This is a genomic window from Bacillus sp. TH19 (assembly GCF_016651075.1).
In the GTDB taxonomy this organism is placed as follows: Bacteria; Bacillota; Bacilli; order Bacillales; family Bacillaceae_G; genus Bacillus_A; species Bacillus_A mycoides.
Window position 1 is genome coordinate 1 of the sequence record NZ_JAEKEO010000004.1, and the last position, 22645, is coordinate 22645.

7 protein-coding genes, 6 rRNA genes and 3 pseudogenes are annotated in these 22645 nt (G+C 41.1%); 8 read left to right on the forward strand and 8 right to left on the reverse strand.

The window, feature by feature from the left end; all coding sequences use genetic code 11:
- From rrf (JFU54_RS02480) to JFU54_RS02495, 4 genes are all read right to left on the reverse strand, one after another.
- Positions 1-94, reverse strand: a 5S ribosomal RNA gene (gene rrf / locus JFU54_RS02480); the annotation flags it as partial.
- A gap of 100 nt (positions 95-194) precedes the next feature.
- Positions 195-3116: ribosomal RNA gene (locus JFU54_RS02485) — 23S ribosomal RNA — on the reverse strand.
- 146 nt (positions 3117-3262) lie between these two features.
- Positions 3263-4814: ribosomal RNA gene (locus JFU54_RS02490) — 16S ribosomal RNA — on the reverse strand.
- Positions 4815-6157: 1343 nt separating this feature from the next.
- Positions 6158-7117 carry a proline dehydrogenase family protein gene (locus tag JFU54_RS02495; RefSeq protein ID WP_201063677.1) on the reverse strand — a complete coding sequence of 320 codons (960 nt, stop codon included), beginning with the start codon at positions 7115-7117 and terminating at the stop codon, positions 6158-6160.
- 117 nt (positions 7118-7234) lie between these two features.
- Between JFU54_RS02495 and pdxR the strand changes: the two genes are divergently transcribed.
- A complete protein-coding gene (gene pdxR / locus JFU54_RS02500; protein ID WP_201063673.1) occupies positions 7235-8647 on the forward strand; it encodes a MocR-like pyridoxine biosynthesis transcription factor PdxR in 1413 nt (470 codons plus the stop codon).
- 104 nt (positions 8648-8751) lie between these two features.
- Positions 8752-9210 (forward strand): ASCH domain-containing protein, encoded by a 459-nt coding sequence (locus JFU54_RS02505; RefSeq protein WP_201063674.1) that lies wholly within the window; start codon positions 8752-8754, stop codon positions 9208-9210.
- 151 nt (positions 9211-9361) lie between these two features.
- On the opposite strand, the gene rrf (JFU54_RS02510) is transcribed toward JFU54_RS02505, so the two are convergent.
- From rrf (JFU54_RS02510) to JFU54_RS02520, 3 genes are all read right to left on the reverse strand, one after another.
- A 5S ribosomal RNA gene (gene rrf, locus JFU54_RS02510) occupies positions 9362-9477 on the reverse strand.
- 49 nt (positions 9478-9526) lie between these two features.
- Positions 9527-12448 (reverse strand): 23S ribosomal RNA (locus JFU54_RS02515).
- 146 nt (positions 12449-12594) lie between these two features.
- Positions 12595-14146 (reverse strand): 16S ribosomal RNA (locus tag JFU54_RS02520).
- Between the two features lie 514 nt (positions 14147-14660).
- On the opposite strand from JFU54_RS02520, the pseudogene JFU54_RS02525 reads away from it, so the two are divergent.
- Together JFU54_RS02525 and JFU54_RS02530 are read left to right on the forward strand one after the other, a co-directional pair.
- Positions 14661-16591: pseudogene (locus JFU54_RS02525) on the forward strand (glycosyltransferase).
- A gap of 66 nt (positions 16592-16657) precedes the next feature.
- A complete protein-coding gene (locus tag JFU54_RS02530) occupies positions 16658-17434 on the forward strand; it encodes a class I SAM-dependent methyltransferase (RefSeq protein WP_088038219.1) in 777 nt (258 codons plus the stop codon).
- A gap of 40 nt (positions 17435-17474) precedes the next feature.
- On the opposite strand, the pseudogene JFU54_RS02535 reads toward JFU54_RS02530, so the two are convergent.
- A pseudogene (locus JFU54_RS02535) lies at positions 17475-18418 on the reverse strand (NAD-dependent epimerase/dehydratase family protein).
- 302 nt (positions 18419-18720) lie between these two features.
- On the opposite strand from JFU54_RS02535, the gene JFU54_RS02540 reads away from it, so the two are divergent.
- From JFU54_RS02540 to JFU54_RS02555, 4 genes and pseudogenes are all read left to right on the forward strand, one after another.
- The gene (locus tag JFU54_RS02540; protein ID WP_201063675.1) at positions 18721-19515 is read left to right on the forward strand and encodes a sulfotransferase family 2 domain-containing protein; all 795 of its coding nucleotides are present in this window, start codon (positions 18721-18723) and stop codon (positions 19513-19515) included.
- Positions 19516-19719: 204 nt separating this feature from the next.
- Positions 19720-20442, forward strand: a complete 723-nt coding sequence (locus tag JFU54_RS02545; protein ID WP_002029458.1) for a class I SAM-dependent methyltransferase — start codon at positions 19720-19722, stop codon at positions 20440-20442.
- Between the two features lie 26 nt (positions 20443-20468).
- Positions 20469-21341 carry a class I SAM-dependent methyltransferase gene (locus JFU54_RS02550; protein ID WP_201063676.1) on the forward strand — a complete coding sequence of 291 codons (873 nt, stop codon included), beginning with the start codon at positions 20469-20471 and terminating at the stop codon, positions 21339-21341.
- Positions 21342-21556: 215 nt separating this feature from the next.
- Positions 21557-22633 (forward strand): annotated as a pseudogene (locus tag JFU54_RS02555) (glycosyltransferase WbsX family protein).
- The last annotated feature ends 12 nt before the right edge of the window (positions 22634-22645 follow it).

Here is a 22645-nt window from a genome sequence, read left to right on the forward strand (position 1 = left end):
CAGGGACAAGGTCCCAACTACCATTGGCGCTAGAGAGCTTAACTTCCGTGTTCGGTATGGGAACGGGTGTGACCTCTCTGCCATCATTACCAGACTATATTCGATTGAGACAAACATTATTATACTTGATTCACTTAGAAAGTCAATAAGTTTTTTATATTCTCTCAAAACTAGATAACGTTGCTTCATATTATATGGTTAAGTCCTCGATCTATTAGTATTCGTCAGCTCCACATGTCACCATGCTTCCACCTCGAACCTATCAACCTGATCATCTTTCAGGGATCTTACTAGCTTACGCTATGGGAAATCTCATCTTGAGGGGGGCTTCATGCTTAGATGCTTTCAGCACTTATCCCTTCCGCACATAGCTACCCAGCTATGCCCTTGGCAGAACAACTGGTACACCAGCGGTGCGTCCATCCCGGTCCTCTCGTACTAAGGACAGCTCCTCTCAAATTTCCTGCGCCCACGACGGATAGGGACCGAACTGTCTCACGACGTTCTGAACCCAGCTCGCGTACCGCTTTAATGGGCGAACAGCCCAACCCTTGGGACCGACTACAGCCCCAGGATGCGATGAGCCGACATCGAGGTGCCAAACCTCCCCGTCGATGTGGACTCTTGGGGGAGATAAGCCTGTTATCCCCGGGGTAGCTTTTATCCGTTGAGCGATGGCCCTTCCATGCGGAACCACCGGATCACTAAGCCCGACTTTCGTCCCTGCTCGACTTGTAGGTCTCGCAGTCAAGCTCCCTTATGCCTTTGCACTCTACGAATGATTTCCAACCATTCTGAGGGAACCTTTGGGCGCCTCCGTTACACTTTAGGAGGCGACCGCCCCAGTCAAACTGCCCACCTGACACTGTCTCCCGGGTCGATAAGACCCGTAGGTTAGAATTTCAATACAGTCAGGGCGGTATCCCACCAGCGCCTCCACCGAAGCTAGCGCTCCGGTTTCAATGGCTCCCGCCTATCCTGTACAAACTGTACCAAAATTCAATATCAGGCTACAGTAAAGCTCCACGGGGTCTTTCCGTCCTGTCGCGGGTAACCTGCATCTTCACAGGTACTATAATTTCACCGAGTCTCTGGTTGAGACAGTGCCCAAATCGTTACACCTTTCGTGCGGGTCGGAACTTACCCGACAAGGAATTTCGCTACCTTAGGACCGTTATAGTTACGGCCGCCGTTTACTGGGGCTTCAGTTCAGAGCTTCGCTTACGCTAACCCCTCTCCTTAACCTTCCAGCACCGGGCAGGTGTCAGCCCCTATACTTCGCCTTACGGCTTCGCAGAGACCTGTGTTTTTGCTAAACAGTCGCTTGGGCCTATTCACTGCGGCTTTCCGTTAAGAAAGCACCCCTTCTCCCGAAGTTACGGGGTCATTTTGCCGAGTTCCTTAACCAGAGTTCTCTCGCACACCTTAGGATTCTCTCCTCGCCTACCTGTGTCGGTTTGCGGTACAGGCACCTTTTATCTCGCTAGAAGCTTTTCTTGGCAGCGGGGAATCAAAGACTTCGCTCCATAAGGAGCTTCCCCATCACAGCTCAGCCTTCACGATAAGCGGATTTGCCTACTTATCAGCCTAACTGCTTGGACGTGCACAACCAATCGCACGCTTCTTCTATCCTTCTGCGTCCCTCCATTGCTCAAACGATAAAGAGGTGGTACAGGAATATCAACCTGTTGTCCATCGCCTACGCCTGTCGGCCTCGGCTTAGGTCCTGACTAACCCTGAGCGGACGAGCCTTCCTCAGGAAACCTTAGGCATTCGGTGGACGGGATTCTCACCCGTCTTTCGCTACTCATACCGGCATTCTCACTTCTAAGCGCTCCACCAGTCCTTCCGGTCTGACTTCACTGCACTTAGAACGCTCCCCTACCACTGATACCATTGGTATCAATTCGCAGCTTCGGTGGTGTATTTAGCCCCGGTACATTTTCGGCGCAGAGTCACTCGACTAGTGAGCTATTACGCACTCTTTAAATGGTGGCTGCTTCTGAGCCAACATCCTAGTTGTCTAAGCAACTCCACATCCTTTTCCACTTAATACACACTTTGGGACCTTAGCTGGCGATCTGGGCTGTTTCCCTCTTGACTACGGATCTTATCACTCGCAGTCTGACTCCTAAGGATAAGTCATTGGCATTCGGAGTTTGACTGAATTCGGTAATCCGATGAGGACCCCTAGTTCAATCAGTGCTCTACCTCCAAGACTCTTACACTTAAGGCTAGCCCTAAAGCTATTTCGGGGAGAACCAGCTATCTCCAGGTTCGATTGGAATTTCTCCGCTACCCACACCTCATCCCCGCACTTTTCAACGTGCGTGGGTTCGGGCCTCCATTCAGTGTTACCTGAACTTCACCCTGGACATGGGTAGATCACCTGGTTTCGGGTCTACGACCACGTACTAAACGCCCTATTCAGACTCGCTTTCGCTGCGGCTCCGCCTCTTCAGCTTAACCTCGCACGGGATCGTAACTCGCCGGTTCATTCTACAAAAGGCACGCCATCACCCATTAACGGGCTCTGACTATTTGTAGGCACACGGTTTCAGGATCTCTTTCACTCCCCTTCCGGGGTGCTTTTCACCTTTCCCTCACGGTACTGGTTCACTATCGATCACTAGGGAGTATTTAGCCTTGGGAGATGGTCCTCCCAGATTCCGACGGAATTTCACGTGTTCCGCCGTACTCAGGATACATTCAAGAGAGAACGAAGTTTCGACTACGGGGTTATTACCCTCTGTGACGGACCTTTCCAGGTCGCTTCGTCTACCTCGTTCCTTTGTAACTCCGTATAGAATGTCCTACAACCCCAAGAGGCAAGCCTCTTGGTTTGGGCTAGATTCCGTTTCGCTCGCCGCTACTCAGGAAATCGCATTTGCTTTCTCTTCCTCCAGGTACTTAGATGTTTCAGTTCCCTGGGTCTGTCTTCCATACCCTATGTATTCAGGTAAGGATACCATACCATTACGTATAGTGGGTTTCCCCATTCGGAAATCTTCGGATCAAAGCTTACTTACAGCTCCCCGAAGCATATCGGCGTTAGTCCCGTCCTTCATCGACTCCTAGTGTCAAGGCATCCACCGTGCGCCCTTTCTAACTTAACCAAACTAAAATTAAAAAAATATGAGCTACACTGTTATCTAGTTTTCAAAGAACATACATTTAAACTTGAGAGATAGTTCTCTCAAAACTGAACGAAACAAAACAAGTCAACGTTTATTGATGAACTGCGTTCATCAATTCTCCATAGAAAGGAGGTGATCCAGCCGCACCTTCCGATACGGCTACCTTGTTACGACTTCACCCCAATCATCTGTCCCACCTTAGGCGGCTGGCTCCATAAAGGTTACCCCACCGACTTCGGGTGTTACAAACTCTCGTGGTGTGACGGGCGGTGTGTACAAGGCCCGGGAACGTATTCACCGCGGCATGCTGATCCGCGATTACTAGCGATTCCAGCTTCATGTAGGCGAGTTGCAGCCTACAATCCGAACTGAGAACGGTTTTATGAGATTAGCTCCACCTCGCGGTCTTGCAGCTCTTTGTACCGTCCATTGTAGCACGTGTGTAGCCCAGGTCATAAGGGGCATGATGATTTGACGTCATCCCCACCTTCCTCCGGTTTGTCACCGGCAGTCACCTTAGAGTGCCCAACTTAATGATGGCAACTAAGATCAAGGGTTGCGCTCGTTGCGGGACTTAACCCAACATCTCACGACACGAGCTGACGACAACCATGCACCACCTGTCACTCTGCTCCCGAAGGAGAAGCTCTATCTCTAGAGTTTTCAGAGGATGTCAAGACCTGGTAAGGTTCTTCGCGTTGCTTCGAATTAAACCACATGCTCCACCGCTTGTGCGGGCCCCCGTCAATTCCTTTGAGTTTCAGCCTTGCGGCCGTACTCCCCAGGCGGAGTGCTTAATGCGTTAACTTCAGCACTAAAGGGCGGAAACCCTCTAACACTTAGCACTCATCGTTTACGGCGTGGACTACCAGGGTATCTAATCCTGTTTGCTCCCCACGCTTTCGCGCCTCAGTGTCAGTTACAGACCAGAAAGTCGCCTTCGCCACTGGTGTTCCTCCATATCTCTACGCATTTCACCGCTACACATGGAATTCCACTTTCCTCTTCTGCACTCAAGTCTCCCAGTTTCCAATGACCCTCCACGGTTGAGCCGTGGGCTTTCACATCAGACTTAAGAAACCACCTGCGCGCGCTTTACGCCCAATAATTCCGGATAACGCTTGCCACCTACGTATTACCGCGGCTGCTGGCACGTAGTTAGCCGTGGCTTTCTGGTTAGGTACCGTCAAGGTGCCAGCTTATTCAACTAGCACTTGTTCTTCCCTAACAACAGAGTTTTACGACCCGAAAGCCTTCATCACTCACGCGGCGTTGCTCCGTCAGACTTTCGTCCATTGCGGAAGATTCCCTACTGCTGCCTCCCGTAGGAGTCTGGGCCGTGTCTCAGTCCCAGTGTGGCCGATCACCCTCTCAGGTCGGCTACGCATCGTCGCCTTGGTGAGCCGTTACCTCACCAACTAGCTAATGCGACGCGGGTCCATCCATAAGTGACAGCCGAAGCCGCCTTTCAATTTCGAACTATGCAGTTCAAAATATTATCCGGTATTAGCCCCGGTTTCCCGGAGTTATCCCAGTCTTATGGGTAGGTTACCCACGTGTTACTCACCCGTCCGCCGCTAACTTCATAAGAGCAAGCTCTTAATCCATTCGCTCGACTTGCATGTATTAGGCACGCCGCCAGCGTTCATCCTGAGCCAGGATCAAACTCTCCAATAAAGTTAGTTTGTCTAGCATCTAAAAATAAAAATTGACGTTCACGTTGTTTGTTTCGTTCAGTTTTCAAAGAACTTATTTGCCGCTCATTTGCGACTCCCTTATGTTAACATTTTCATATTTCAATGTCAACCAAGTTTTTTTATTTCTTTTGTCGCTTTCTGCGTTGTTGCTATCGGCGACTTGTCCTATATTACACCTCTATATACTAATCGTCAATACCTTTTTATAAAGTTATTCAAGTTAATATTTTTACACTCTCTAATTTAGAGAAGAATCTATAAATATTGCATTATCCGAAAAGCCTCTTCGACTTCACTTTAATTTCTTCTTCCAAAATATATTCAAGTTTACTTATACCCTAGACTTAATTGGTACGGAAGTTTTTCCCCAGCGAAACTAACAACCTTATTTTAATAAATACTAATATGTAATTAAAAAGTTATTACACTCCCTAACACCTCTTTGTTTACCAGGCACTCTATTAGAAACGATGGAAGATATACGTATTCTTATAACAGACAACGATACAGAAATTCTTATATAATACTCTAGTTATAGAGTTTCCCTTATATGAAGTAATGGTTACTTACCTGTTTACTCGTAAATATATAGAAACATACTAATACATTTACTAACTATCCCTGTGTCACTGAAATAGCAGACTTATATCTCTTTCATCTTTAGCAGCATCCATTTCCATATGGCCTAGTCGTAATAAATTTTATATCCTCTTAACAAACATTTAAGATATACAAATAAACTATACTCGAGGTCCGAACCAATTAATAGCATTTCTTTTTTAAACACATATACTGGATTGAAAATACGTACCTCAATTGATCGAGCGTACCTAATACACCCGAAAGGAACGTTTGTTCTGTTTATATTTTATTACTTTTTATCACATTTAAGGATGTTTATCCTACGCTTTACCGCTAGAAGAGCGAATCGAGTTACTAACAAAGTATGTAATTTTATTGTTTCTATTATATATCCCCCGTTTTGAAATACATATAGAATTACAAATTCATTTATTTCTAGCTATAAACCTAAGAATACATAACAATAAGAAACCAACACATATAAAACACCCACAAAAACAAATTCTGCAACAAGGTATACTACGGCTGTACAATTGTAAATCATAATCTTTTCAACACCTATAGGAGTCCTGTCCGCATTTAACGCAAATATAAACTAAAAAAATTTCAATATAAAAAGAGCCGGAATTTCTACTCTAAGGAAAATCCGACTCTTATTTTTGGGCCACAACCAAAATTATTTAACTTACTCGCTACAACTGAACTCCCTCATACTAACCATAGCCAAAATATTTTTCACATTTAATATTCCCTACTCTGCTGTACTGAAGATGCATGTATCATATCTATCACTGCATGATATAAATTTTCCGGATATTCAGCTATCCGATGGCATAAATACAAGTACCACTCTTTCCCATAAGTCAAATACACCCTAGTATTATGTCCTTTGTTTTTCAAATCACTTAACATATCCGGACGAATTCCATATAGCATTTCTATTTCTACATTAGATTGACTAAAATATTGACGTTGCTCCATTTCTTTAATAAGAATTTCATCATGTGTAGCTATAGATACAGGATGGTTATTTTCAACTAGTTGTTCTACGATCTGAAGATACTGTTGATTTAAGTCAGTTGACCTAGGTATAGCAATATCCGAAACTTCTTGATAGGCACCTTTTACAACTCGTATTTTCCCTGGATAATGTAGGAGTTCTTGAATATCATTGTTTGAGCGATATAAATGCGCCTGAATCGTTATCCCTACATTAGGATATTGCTCAGTTGTTTTTTTATAGATGGAAAGAATGTCTGCTGCTTTAGATGATTCTTCCATACTTATCATAAGGGTAGTTCCATGTACTTTTGCCTTCTCTGCCAACTCCATTAAATGAATATAAGATATTTCTGGATCTATAGATAATCCAATATGCGATAAATCGAGTGATACTGTTTGTTTCATAGATAGAGCACCCATATCCCCAATAAGATTCCAAAACTCATTTTTTGCTTTATAACATTCCTCTATATCTAGAGTATTTTCCCCTATGTATTCTAGTGAAGTATGATAACCTTTGGAAATTAGTTCTTTTGCTGTCATAATCCCCTCATGTCTCGATTCTCCGGTGACAAAGCGTTTCGCGGCTTGCAATAATAACGCATAGAGTTCAGTGGATTGTTGTACATAGGATTTTATATGTTCATTTCGTGCAATCGATTTAAATGCCTGAGCTACTTGGAATTCTGGTTTCGTCATCACATTTTCATCCCCTTTAGAACCATTTGATCCAACTATAGCATGCTAAAATGGTTTATATTAGTACCATTTCAACCAAACTTTTATGGTACCAATTTTGATGAAGGGAGCATTTATATGCTTTGGATACCTATTGATCGATCGTTAGATATAAGTTTAATACGACAGGTTTATCACCAAATACGTGAACGAATATTAAACGGAGAGCTACAATCTGGAGAAAAACTACCATCAACACGGGAATTATCTTCTGAGTTAAGCGTGTCTAGGAATGTAATTTTAGAAGCTTATGATCAATTATTTTCCGAAGGTTTTTTGGTCGCTCGACAGGGCGCCGGGACATTCATTGCAGAAGGGACTTATTTAGAACAACATAAAAAATCACCTCTAATTGATTCTTTATCTTGGTGCAAAGAAATAAACAAAGACAGTAACATCATTAATTTTCGTTCAGGGATACCAGCATTAGACTTATTTCCACGTAAGGGATGGGCAAAGTTATCTCATACCATATGGAATGAGACACCTCCTTCTACGTTTGGATACGATATTCCCGAAGGGCGTCCTGAATTAAGAAAGGTTTTATCACGCTATTTACTAAAAACAAGAGGAGTTTTTTGTCATCCAGAACAATTGATAATTACCTCCGGTGCAACGCAAGCTTTAACACTTGTTTCTAAGTTACTTTTGTCAACAGGCGACGAAGTACTAATAGAAGATCCCATCACCAATGACATTCAAACAATTTTTAAAAATTCAGGAGCCTTCCTTTATCCTATACCAGTTGATGATAATGGGATGGATACATCTTTGCTACCTGCAAATAAAAACCCAAAATTCATCTTCACTACTCCTTCTCATCAGTTTCCTTTAGGAGGGGCGTTACCGATTCAACGACGGGTTCAATTGATTAACTACTCAAGAAAAACAAATTGTTATCTCATTGAAGATGATTATGACAGTGAGTTTCGATATGAAGGCTCACCTGTAAGTTCATTACAGGGATTGGATCCCGAGCGTGTTATATATATAGGTTCATTTAGTAAAATTTTATCACCCGCCCTTAGGATGGGATACTTAGTTCTTCCCTCACACCTTATTGAAAAATGTCGCAGGGTAAAATGGTTTTCAGATCTACATACATCTTCTTTAAATCAGCTTGTCCTTGCTAAATTTATTGCCGAAGATTATTTGGAACGGCATATTATGAAGATGAAAAAAATCTATAAAAATCGAAGAGACTTGCTTATCCAGCAATTAAAATTAGTATTCTCAAATAAGATCAATATTTCCGGTTATTCTACAGGATTACACCTGATTGTTGAATTCAATCAAGTTCAATTCAACAAAGAATTACTTGAGAAAATCCAACAACTTGGGGTTAAAGTATATCCTGTGGAAGACCACGCCATTGAAAAAGGAAAACATCATAGTCGAATTATTATGGGGTATGGACATTTAACAACTGAAGAAATAAAAGAAGGTGTGAACAGGCTACAGAGGGCAATACCTTATATATATTCTTGTTAATAAATAGACTTTAAAACTCAAAATTAAAGAATTTAACAAATAAGGAAATTCCCCAGGGATTATAAAGAGACTAAAATATTAATTAAAGTGAGGTAAATATACAAATGAATCCATTAGCACAATCATATTGGGATACTTATTGGGGAAACAATGAAAAACCAGAATCTGTTACAGCTTGGCAATTTGGTGATTCTCCTGATTATCTCGCTCAATTAGTCATTGATGGTGTGAAAACCGCAACATGCTCCAGCCATATTTTTTATGAATTAGAAAATGAACCACTACCAACAACTAACGATTATAGTATTGTACTCAATAGTCAGGAGGAACCTGTAGCTATTATTAAGACAATAGAAGTAACTATAATGCCAATGAATGAAGTGACTGGAGAATTCGCTATCGCTGAAGGCGAAGGCGATCGTACCTATAGTTACTGGAGAGATACCCATATTCAGTTTTTTACAAAGGAACTAAGCGAACTTGGTCTTAGTTTTTCTGAAGATATGCTGCTCGTTTGCGAACGTTTTAAGCTTATCGATGTAAAAAACAAAGTGAAGATATGATAAATAACGATTTTACCGGAAGTCCATATTAGATAAATACATTTATCTTTAAACAAATAAGCTTGTTACCAATGGATTTCTTGAGCCATTAATAACAAGCTTATTTCATTAAACACAAAAAAGACGAGTCATTCTGACTCGTCTTAAAGTTGCTTGGCGACGTCCTACTCTCACAGGGACAAGGTCCCAACTACCATCGGCGCTAGAGAGCTTAACTTCCGTGTTCGGTATGGGAACGGGTGTGACCTCTCTGCCATCATCACCAAACTGATGAAGGTATATTCCTTCAAAACTAGATAACATTGCTTCATATTATATGGTTAAGTCCTCGATCTATTAGTATTCGTCAGCTCCACATGTCACCATGCTTCCACCTCGAACCTATCAACCTGATCATCTTTCAGGGATCTTACTAGCTTACGCTATGGGAAATCTCATCTTGAGGGGGGCTTCATGCTTAGATGCTTTCAGCACTTATCCCTTCCGCACATAGCTACCCAGCTATGCCCTTGGCAGAACAACTGGTACACCAGCGGTGCGTCCATCCCGGTCCTCTCGTACTAAGGACAGCTCCTCTCAAATTTCCTGCGCCCACGACGGATAGGGACCGAACTGTCTCACGACGTTCTGAACCCAGCTCGCGTACCGCTTTAATGGGCGAACAGCCCAACCCTTGGGACCGACTACAGCCCCAGGATGCGATGAGCCGACATCGAGGTGCCAAACCTCCCCGTCGATGTGGACTCTTGGGGGAGATAAGCCTGTTATCCCCGGGGTAGCTTTTATCCGTTGAGCGATGGCCCTTCCATGCGGAACCACCGGATCACTAAGCCCGACTTTCGTCCCTGCTCGACTTGTAGGTCTCGCAGTCAAGCTCCCTTATGCCTTTGCACTCTACGAATGATTTCCAACCATTCTGAGGGAACCTTTGGGCGCCTCCGTTACACTTTAGGAGGCGACCGCCCCAGTCAAACTGCCCACCTGACACTGTCTCCCGGGTCGATAAGACCCGTAGGTTAGAATTTCAATACAGTCAGGGCGGTATCCCACCAGCGCCTCCACCGAAGCTAGCGCTCCGGTTTCAATGGCTCCCGCCTATCCTGTACAAACTGTACCAAAATTCAATATCAGGCTACAGTAAAGCTCCACGGGGTCTTTCCGTCCTGTCGCGGGTAACCTGCATCTTCACAGGTACTATAATTTCACCGAGTCTCTGGTTGAGACAGTGCCCAAATCGTTACACCTTTCGTGCGGGTCGGAACTTACCCGACAAGGAATTTCGCTACCTTAGGACCGTTATAGTTACGGCCGCCGTTTACTGGGGCTTCAGTTCAGAGCTTCGCTTACGCTAACCCCTCTCCTTAACCTTCCAGCACCGGGCAGGTGTCAGCCCCTATACTTCGCCTTACGGCTTCGCAGAGACCTGTGTTTTTGCTAAACAGTCGCTTGGGCCTATTCACTGCGGCTTTCCGTTAAGAAAGCACCCCTTCTCCCGAAGTTACGGGGTCATTTTGCCGAGTTCCTTAACCAGAGTTCTCTCGCACACCTTAGGATTCTCTCCTCGCCTACCTGTGTCGGTTTGCGGTACAGGCACCTTTTATCTCGCTAGAAGCTTTTCTTGGCAGCGGGGAATCAAAGACTTCGCTCCATAAGGAGCTTCCCCATCACAGCTCAGCCTTCACGATAAGCGGATTTGCCTACTTATCAGCCTAACTGCTTGGACGTGCACAACCAATCGCACGCTTCTTCTATCCTTCTGCGTCCCTCCATTGCTCAAACGATAAAGAGGTGGTACAGGAATATCAACCTGTTGTCCATCGCCTACGCCTGTCGGCCTCGGCTTAGGTCCTGACTAACCCTGAGCGGACGAGCCTTCCTCAGGAAACCTTAGGCATTCGGTGGACGGGATTCTCACCCGTCTTTCGCTACTCATACCGGCATTCTCACTTCTAAGCGCTCCACCAGTCCTTCCGGTCTGACTTCACTGCACTTAGAACGCTCCCCTACCACTGATACCATTGGTATCAATTCGCAGCTTCGGTGGTGTATTTAGCCCCGGTACATTTTCGGCGCAGAGTCACTCGACTAGTGAGCTATTACGCACTCTTTAAATGGTGGCTGCTTCTGAGCCAACATCCTAGTTGTCTAAGCAACTCCACATCCTTTTCCACTTAATACACACTTTGGGACCTTAGCTGGCGATCTGGGCTGTTTCCCTCTTGACTACGGATCTTATCACTCGCAGTCTGACTCCTAAGGATAAGTCATTGGCATTCGGAGTTTGACTGAATTCGGTAATCCGATGAGGACCCCTAGTTCAATCAGTGCTCTACCTCCAAGACTCTTACACTTAAGGCTAGCCCTAAAGCTATTTCGGGGAGAACCAGCTATCTCCAGGTTCGATTGGAATTTCTCCGCTACCCACACCTCATCCCCGCACTTTTCAACGTGCGTGGGTTCGGGCCTCCATTCAGTGTTACCTGAACTTCACCCTGGACATGGGTAGATCACCTGGTTTCGGGTCTACGACCACGTACTAAACGCCCTATTCAGACTCGCTTTCGCTGCGGCTCCGCCTCTTCAGCTTAACCTCGCACGGGATCGTAACTCGCCGGTTCATTCTACAAAAGGCACGCCATCACCCATTAACGGGCTCTGACTATTTGTAGGCACACGGTTTCAGGATCTCTTTCACTCCCCTTCCGGGGTGCTTTTCACCTTTCCCTCACGGTACTGGTTCACTATCGATCACTAGGGAGTATTTAGCCTTGGGAGATGGTCCTCCCAGATTCCGACGGAATTTCACGTGTTCCGCCGTACTCAGGATACATTCAAGAGAGAACGAAGTTTCGACTACGGGGTTATTACCCTCTGTGACGGACCTTTCCAGGTCGCTTCGTCTACCTCGTTCCTTTGTAACTCCGTATAGAATGTCCTACAACCCCAAGAGGCAAGCCTCTTGGTTTGGGCTAGATTCCGTTTCGCTCGCCGCTACTCAGGAAATCGCATTTGCTTTCTCTTCCTCCAGGTACTTAGATGTTTCAGTTCCCTGGGTCTGTCTTCCATACCCTATGTATTCAGGTAAGGATACCATACCATTACGTATAGTGGGTTTCCCCATTCGGAAATCTTCGGATCAAAGCTTACTTACAGCTCCCCGAAGCATATCGGCGTTAGTCCCGTCCTTCATCGACTCCTAGTGTCAAGGCATCCACCGTGCGCCCTTTCTAACTTAACCAAACTAAAATTAAAAAAATATGAGCTACACTGTTATCTAGTTTTCAAAGAACATACATTTAAACTTGAGAGATAGTTCTCTCAAAACTGAACGAAACAAAACAAGTCAACGTTTATTGATGAACTGCGTTCATCAATTCTCCATAGAAAGGAGGTGATCCAGCCGCACCTTCCGATACGGCTACCTTGTTACGACTTCACCCCAATCATCTGTCCCACCTTAGGCGGCTGGCTCCATAAAGGTTACCCCACCGACTTCGGGTGTTACAAACTCTCGTGGTGTGACGGGCGGTGTGTACAAGGCCCGGGAACGTATTCACCGCGGCATGCTGATCCGCGATTACTAGCGATTCCAGCTTCATGTAGGCGAGTTGCAGCCTACAATCCGAACTGAGAACGGTTTTATGAGATTAGCTCCACCTCGCGGTCTTGCAGCTCTTTGTACCGTCCATTGTAGCACGTGTGTAGCCCAGGTCATAAGGGGCATGATGATTTGACGTCATCCCCACCTTCCTCCGGTTTGTCACCGGCAGTCACCTTAGAGTGCCCAACTTAATGATGGCAACTAAGATCAAGGGTTGCGCTCGTTGCGGGACTTAACCCAACATCTCACGACACGAGCTGACGACAACCATGCACCACCTGTCACTCTGCTCCCGAAGGAGAAGCTCTATCTCTAGAGTTTTCAGAGGATGTCAAGACCTGGTAAGGTTCTTCGCGTTGCTTCGAATTAAACCACATGCTCCACCGCTTGTGCGGGCCCCCGTCAATTCCTTTGAGTTTCAGCCTTGCGGCCGTACTCCCCAGGCGGAGTGCTTAATGCGTTAACTTCAGCACTAAAGGGCGGAAACCCTCTAACACTTAGCACTCATCGTTTACGGCGTGGACTACCAGGGTATCTAATCCTGTTTGCTCCCCACGCTTTCGCGCCTCAGTGTCAGTTACAGACCAGAAAGTCGCCTTCGCCACTGGTGTTCCTCCATATCTCTACGCATTTCACCGCTACACATGGAATTCCACTTTCCTCTTCTGCACTCAAGTCTCCCAGTTTCCAATGACCCTCCACGGTTGAGCCGTGGGCTTTCACATCAGACTTAAGAAACCACCTGCGCGCGCTTTACGCCCAATAATTCCGGATAACGCTTGCCACCTACGTATTACCGCGGCTGCTGGCACGTAGTTAGCCGTGGCTTTCTGGTTAGGTACCGTCAAGGTGCCAGCTTATTCAACTAGCACTTGTTCTTCCCTAACAACAGAGTTTTACGACCCGAAAGCCTTCATCACTCACGCGGCGTTGCTCCGTCAGACTTTCGTCCATTGCGGAAGATTCCCTACTGCTGCCTCCCGTAGGAGTCTGGGCCGTGTCTCAGTCCCAGTGTGGCCGATCACCCTCTCAGGTCGGCTACGCATCGTCGCCTTGGTGAGCCGTTACCTCACCAACTAGCTAATGCGACGCGGGTCCATCCATAAGTGACAGCCGAAGCCGCCTTTCAATTTCGAACTATGCAGTTCAAAATATTATCCGGTATTAGCCCCGGTTTCCCGGAGTTATCCCAGTCTTATGGGTAGGTTACCCACGTGTTACTCACCCGTCCGCCGCTAACTTCATAAGAGCAAGCTCTTAATCCATTCGCTCGACTTGCATGTATTAGGCACGCCGCCAGCGTTCATCCTGAGCCAGGATCAAACTCTCCAATAAAGTTAGTTTGTCTAGCATCTAAAAATAAAAATTGACGTTCACGTTGTTTGTTTCGTTCAGTTTTCAAAGAACTTGTTTGCCGCTCATTTGCGACTTCCTTATGTTAACATCTTCGTTAGTTAATGTCAACTAGGTTTTTCATTTTGTTTGCCGCGTTCTGCGTTATTGCATCGGCGACTTGTTCTATATTACACCTCTATATCCTAATCGTCAATACCTTTTATCCTTTTTATTTTATAAATTCTAAAGGGTATTGAACCTTCTTCATTTATACTCCGTTCCTAGAGATTAATAAACTGGTGCAATCACTTTCATAATCGACAGTTTACACTTTCTTACTTACACCTTTCTAAAGAATGAATAGCAAGCCAAACAAATATATATTAAAGGTAGCACTTTTTATTCCGAGTACATTCCAGCTGCATTCACAATTATCTCCTACCACTTCTCTCTAGGAATTATACATACACCATGCATTTACTAAAAATCTAATTAACTTAGGAGGCGTTATGAAATGCATGTTAATAAGAAGATCATTTATGTATCCCATGATGCCCATTTCCACGGAGCACAGCTGCTTTCTTTACATACTATTAAAGCTCTTAAAGAAAACTTTCATTACTCCGTCGCCATTATTTCTATTGGAACGGGCATTTTAATCCACGATTTTCAAAAGTATGGTCCTGTTTATTGCCTAGAGGAAGACTACCCAACAGAAAAAAGGGTCGAATTATTAATAAAGAAGTTACTATCACAAGACTATACCATCGCCATATGTAGTACCGTCATAAGTGGTGATATAGTTGCATTGCTGGCTAAACACAATATAAAAGTTATTTCATTAATACATGAATTGCCGCATTTAATACAACAGTACTCTGCCGAGGGGAAAGCTAGAAACATTGCCCAGTTTGCTTACAAAATTGTCTTCCCTTCACAGTACGTGTATGAAAAATTCTGTACAATCACCCAATTAGATCATCAAAAATGTCACATCCTCCCTCAAGGCTTGTTTAACCACAATCCTTATAAGAACAATATTGCAAAAGCTAGAAGCGAATTACGAAAAAAACACAACCTGCCTCTAGATAGCAAAATCATTTTAGGAGTAGGTTTCGCTGATCATCGGAAAGGGATAGATTTATTCTCACTTATTGCTTACTCAGTAAGAAAGGTTCATACGAATATTCATTTTATCTGGGTTGGGAGAACAGATGTTCATTTCTTTAACACGCTATCCCCAAGATATACAGCACATTTCACATTAGTTGAGCCTACTCCAGATATCGGTTTATATAACGCCGGGGCTGATTTATATTTATTAACTTCAAGAGAAGATCCTTTTCCAAACGTTGTTTTAGAGGCATTAGATACAAAAGTCCCTGTTATAGGGTTTAAAAACGCTGGAGGTTTTGAAGATGTTGTTACGGAACAAACTGGCGCCTTAGTAGACTTTTTAAATTTACCGCAGATGCTGGAAAGAATATATGAATTTATTGGAGATGAAGACTTACGATTACAAAATGGGCGCTTTGGCCAAGAGCTTATTGAAAAAGATTTCAACTTTCTTCATTACATTTATCAACTGTTAAACCTACTTGATCATAATTACAAAAAAATAAGCGTAATCATACCGAACTATAATTACGAAAAATACTTATCTGACCGAGTTAAATCCATATTAAACCAAACCTATCCCCTTTACGAACTAATTTTCCTAGACGATGCCTCTACTGACAATAGCGTATCTATATTTGAACAGCTGCTCTCAAACGAAAATAAGCCCCACCTAAAAGTTCAGCAGATTATTAATGATAAAAACTCTGGTTCTGTATTTAAACAATGGATAAAAGGCATCTCTGCAGCAACCGGTGATTATATTTGGATTGCAGAGGCCGATGACTTATGTGATCAGACATTTTTAGAAGAAGTAATACAAGGGTTTCATATAAATGGTGATGTTACCTTAAGCTACACACAATCAAAACAAATAGATGAACAAGGAAATATCCTAGCCAATCATTATTTAGATTACACAAATGATATTGATAAAGAAAAATGGAAAAGTTCTTATTTCCGAAAAGGGATAGATGAAATACAAGATACATTACTTATTAAAAACACCATACCTAATGTCTCAAGTGTAGTTTTAAAAACATAGATATAAAAACAACAGAAAAACAATTAGAAAAGTTTAAAGTAGCTGGTGATTGGTTTTTCTATGTTTCTATTCTTAAAGAGGGGAACGTTTATTTCAATCCAAAACCGCTAAACTATCATAGACGACATACAAATAGCGTAACGAGAACAGAAGATTCATATTCCCATTACAGTGAAGTTGTACAAATGCAGAATTTCATTAAAGAAACCTTTACTATCGACGACATTTCAAAAAAGAAAATGTACACATATAGAAAGTACCTTAAAGCATATTTGAAGATTTAATGATATATTTTATTCGCCATCAGTATCTCTTGTAAAACGTTACTATCATTTAAGGGGGGTTACTCTTTGAAAGAATTTATAGAAGCAAATAAAGATTTACTTTCTCAAATTGCACACAACTACAATGTAAATGCAAGTATCCATCCAGAGGATCATATCTTTCAATTCCTTGTCACTAATCCAGTCTTCCCATCTAAAAAAGAAGCGATAGATTATTATTTTCAAGATGGGAGAAAATCCGCAGAAACACTTTTAGATTTAATTACTTCCTTTTATCCCCCTATAGACACTCCAATTAAATTATTAGAATTCGCATCCGGATATGGCTGCGTAACACGTCATTTATTAAACCCACAAACGAACTTAAGTATAACTACCTGTGATATACATGAAGAGGCTATTACTTTTATTGAAAACACATTAAATACTTCTTCTATCTTATCTCACCCTGAACCTGAACAAGTAAAATTGGCCTCGTCTACGTATGATATCGTCTTTTGTCTATCCTTTTTTTCTCATATGCCTGATACAACTTGGTTTCGTTGGCTTCAAACATTGTATAATGCTGTTTCTCCTGAAGGCTTACTCATTTTCACAACTCATGGTTATCAAAGTAAAAAGTACTTCAGCTTTCCAGATTTAAATAAACAGGGTTATTGGTTTCTCCCTTCTAGTGAACAATTGGATTTAAATGTTCATCAATACGGGCAAACGATCGTTAGTCCCTCTTACGTATGTGACAAAATTAAATTATTACCCTATAACCCTGTCATCAAAAAATACACTGAAGGTTTTTGGTGGGAACATCAAGACCTTTGGGTAATAAAAAAAGAAATAAAATAATAAACCACGCTCTACTGATACAAAAGTAGGGCATGGCTTATTATTTTTTACTATATAAGAACTCTTCAATCCATAGCTTATTTAATCTAATTCCACTTTTGAAATCTATTTTCGGTTCCCAATTACATTCTCGTCTTACTCTATCTATATTTAAAATGATTTTTTGAACATTTTCTTGCCTTTGTTTATAGCAGGTAAAGTCCACTTTTCTTTCCGTTAATTTCTCCAATTCTACTATAATTCGTTTTAAAGAGAGACCCTTGCCGCTCCCTATGTTATACACACAAGATTTCAAACGATTTAATTGCGATAGTTGTATAGTGATTTCAACTAAATCATCGATATAAATATAATCTCGAATAATCTCTTGTGGATTCCCATATATATTAATCTTTTCATTACTGAGATGCTGATACAAAAAACAATTTATTGCCCCAACTTTCTTTAAAGGATTTTGATATTTTCCATATGGATTAGAATATCTACATACAACATAGTCAATTCCGTATTTTTTCTTATAAAAGTACAAGTAATTTTCAAGCGATACTTTTGTTATTCCATAAGGAGAAAGTGGTTTTAATTGATGTTCCTCATCAATAGGTAAATATTCTGGTTCAACATAAACCGTGCCTCCAGAAGATGCTAATACAATTTTTTTAACAGGAAAATTTTTAACACTTTCCATGAAGTTAAGAAAAAAAAGCTACTGTTTATATCTCCGAAAACATCTTCAATTGAAGTTGCTACATTAGACGTTGCAGCTAAATAAATAATAATATCCACACTCACTAAAGCTTTATATATATCTTTAACATTCGCTAAATCACCTTTAATAAATTCAACCTCACTTATAATATTTTGAGGGAAATTATTTATATGTCTGGAAAATACTTTTACATTTTGACCTTGTTTCAATAAACCTAATGCGAGGTTTATACCAATGAAACTATTTCCACCTACTATTAAATAATTATTCTTCCTCATAATATCCTCTCTAGTAATAAGATTTTTGCTTATCACACCTAGAAATACAAATAAACGAACTTGGTCACCTCTATTATTCATTCTCTTATAATTGTATGCCCCTTATAAATTTTCATTATCTTTATTTTATATTTTCCTTTTAGAATCGATACCTTATTTAAGATGACCGCAAAAACACTCATAATATTTACTCATTCCCATGAATATATTGGATTAGTAAAAACTTGCCTTCTCATATTCTCGTTTATTCTATTTAAAAACCTTCTCCATAAATAAAACTTTCAAAAAGGAGCACTACATGTATGAAGAATGTAAATCAAGAGCTTTTAAATCATGTAATCCTACATAAAGATCGAATCCCACATTTCCATAAAGACTTTCCACTTATACTATTCTGGAGCCATAGAAGCGGATGTACTACTTTAGCTAATTGGTTCTTTTTTCAAATTGGATTATTTCCTGAAGCAAAGAAATACCATGACTTTATTCATTACTATGAATTCTGGGTGTATAAAAACAACACCAACTACATACCAGCGTTACAAAATGGGATTCTAACAGCAAAAAAAGATGTTTGTAAACTTGTACGGAATCCCTATACAAGGGCGGTCAGCTCCTTTTTATTGCTTGCTGACAATCCATATGCTAGCCCTCAATGGGAAAGTATCCGGCATTATTTTTATAATGACAAATATAGTAATCAAGGAATATCATTTAAACAATTTTTATATTACGTTCAAGCATTCGGTTCCAATTCCCTAGCAATAGATATACATTTTAGTCAGCAATACGTCCCAGGTGAAGAAAACTTCATCCAATGCTATATTCCTTTAGAAGATTTTAATACACAAATCACCAAAATAGAACACACGTACGATTTGACTAAATCAAATTTAGCGCTTCTTACAAATTCAGATCATCATCGTGCTCATAAGATGCTTTATACGGGAAGCTATGCAGAACTTAGCATTACAGATGCATCCTTCCCCCGCTTTCCAACATATGAAAGCTTTTATGATAAAGAAACCATGGGTTTAGTTACAGAAATATATGCACAAGACTTTGAAATGTATCCGTACACAAAAGGGACATTCTAAGTCGATACATTCTTCAATGAATAAAAGCGAATGTATCGCATAGCATAAAGTGAAACTTTAATTAGCGTGGGGTTCTCTCCCGCTAATTGTTCCATTCTACCAATCTCACTTTTATGAGTTCCCTAATTTCCACCCACTCTCTTTGATTTCGCTGGTTGTTGACGTGTGTGTCATATGCATTTTTTTACACAGGAGTGATGTCATGTGGAAGGTAATTTGAAGCACAATAATGGATATTGCGTTATTTGTGAGAAGAAAGCTACATTTATAGAGCATAATGATTGGCTTAGAGATCACTACTTATGTTCTACATGCCACTCTATACCAAGGCAGCGCGCTCTAATCCATGTTTTAAATACATTTTTTCCAAAATGGGGTTCCTATCATATCCACGAATCCTCTCCTGGGGGAATTACAACTCAACTACTAATAAAAAACTGCAAAAACTATACATACTCTCAATACTTTAAAAACTACCCTCTCGGCCAATACTTTCAAGGGGTTAGATGCGAGAACTTAGAAGACATGACTTTTCAAAATGAATCTTTTGATTTATTCATTACTCAAGATGTCTTTGAACATGTAATGGAGCCAAACAAAGCCTTTAAAGAAATAGAGCGTGTATTAAAGCCTGGCGGCGCTCATGTGTTTACTGTCCCTTGGTATCATACACTCACAAAGACTTTACAAAGAGCAAGAATCAATAAAGAAGGAATCGAATATATTGAGGAGCCAATTTATCATGGTAATCCTATTGATGAGAACGGGTCTTTAGTAACATTTGATTGGGGTCAAGATATGATTGAATACATTTATACACATGCAAATATGTATACCATTGTTTATTTACACAAGGATAGATCACTGGGGTTAGATGCTGAATTTCTACATGTTTTTATTAGTAAAAAACACGAAAATGATTTTTAGGAACTATATAATTTGGAGGTTAACAAATGAATAACTTTAAGTTAGGAAGTAATTTTGATAACCTTGTTAGCCCACTTTCTGATGTTGAACTTCTTAATCTATTTATACAAAGTTGCTCACAAACAAAGATAAATGGCATCCCAGTACCTATGTTCCCCTCCGAAGAAATTCAACAACAGTTTGTAGGTGCTTCCTATGAACATGCTCTTTATGAAGCATATTTGTTTTATAGCCTTGTAAAAACATATGCCCAAAATTTAGGCGTTCCCTTGAATAAAGAACGGAAAATTTTAGACTTTGGTTGCGGATGGGGAAGAATCATACGCTTCTTTTTCAAAGATGTTCGCCATAAAAATTTACTTGGTATTGATGTAGATCCTGCAATGATTAACCTTTGCAACGAAACGTTAGGAAGAGGCAGGTATAAAATAGCTCCCCCACAACCTCCTGTAGAATTTATTAATGACAATTCATTAGACATCATATTCGCTTATTCTGTATTCTCACATTTATCCGAAGAAACTGCAGAAAATTGGATAAAGGAATTTTCAAGAATTCTTCGTCCAGGTGGAATCTTCATCGCCACAACACAAGCACGCTATTTTCTCGATTTCTGTCAACAATTTAAGGAACACCCTGAATTAATTCAAACGGGATGGCATAAAACTTTATCTCAAGCTTTTCCAGATATAAATCGTGCCATCTCGGATTATGAAAGCGGCAATTTTATCCACAGCCCTACGGGAGCTGGAGACGTTAGAAACAGTAGCTTCTATGGGGAAACCGTTATACCTAGAACTTATATTAAAAACCACTATGAGAAGTATTTAAAGCTACGGGACTTTTTTGATGATACAAACCGGTTACCCCAAGCTCTATTTGTTCTCCAAAAAGATTAACTCTTTTCGCTCATTTTATAATGGAGATCATTTTGTATCTCAGCCGTATATATTAAATCATCAAAGATTTCCATATCAAGCAAACTGCACAAAAGAATTCATTATGCAGCATAAACACAGTAAGTAAATAACATATCTCATGTTTTAACTAGATTCGAAAAATCAAAAGTAACTTCCCACCACTTGAACTACGAAGAACATAAGGGGGATATATTTTGAAAATAATCGCTTTTTACTTACCACAGTTTCATCAAATAAAAGAAAATGACCGATGGTGGGGGAAAGGGTTTACTGAATGGACAAATACTAAAAGTGCACGACCTTTATTTTCAGGACATTACCAACCTAGAGAACCTTATCAAGATTTTTATTATGACTTAACCACCCCATCCGTAAGAAAATGGCAAGCAGAAATCGCCAAAGCACATGGCATATATGGTTTTTGTTATTACCATTACTAGTTTAAAGGGAAGAGGCTATTGGAGGCACCCTTTAATGAGGTACTTAAGATGAAGGAACCAGATTTTCCATTTTGCCTTTCTTGGGCAAATGAACCGTGGACAAAAACTTGGGATGGTCTTGATAGTCACATATTAATGCCTCAAAATTATGGAGAATTATCGGATTGGAAAGAACACTTTGAGTATTTATTGCAAGCTTTCCAAGATGAGAGATATATCCGTATAGACGATAAACCACTATTCATTATTTATCGCCCTGGGCATATCCCTCATTGTGAACAAATGCTTCATTATTGGAATACACTCGCACAAGAAAATGGTTTGAAAGGTATATACTTTGCAGAAACATTAAACAGCTTTCCACTTCCTAATATAAATGGATTTGATGCTAGCATTCAATTCGAGCCTTTTTATACAATTGCTCATGATAGCTCTTCAGACATAAATAAGACAATATATGAGTCTGGTAAACAAATAAACGCTTGGGATTATGATAAAGTGTGGATGTATATACTAAAGCGATCTCCTCCAGAGAAAAAAACATTTCCTGGTGCCTTTGTTGACTGGGACAATACAGCACGCCGCAAAGACTTAAATAGCAGCATCTTCCTAGGTTCTACCCCTAGGAAGTTCACGATATATTTAAGCAAACAAATCCAGCGTACCTATTCTCTTTACAACAGCGAGTTTTTATTTATTAATGCGTGGAATGAATGGGCAGAAGGTACTTACTTAGAACCAGATAAAAGGCATGGATTCGCCTATTTAGAAGGAGTTAAGCAGGCAATTAACAGAGGTATGAAAGCATACAAAAAAGACGAGTCATTCTGACTCGTCTTAAAA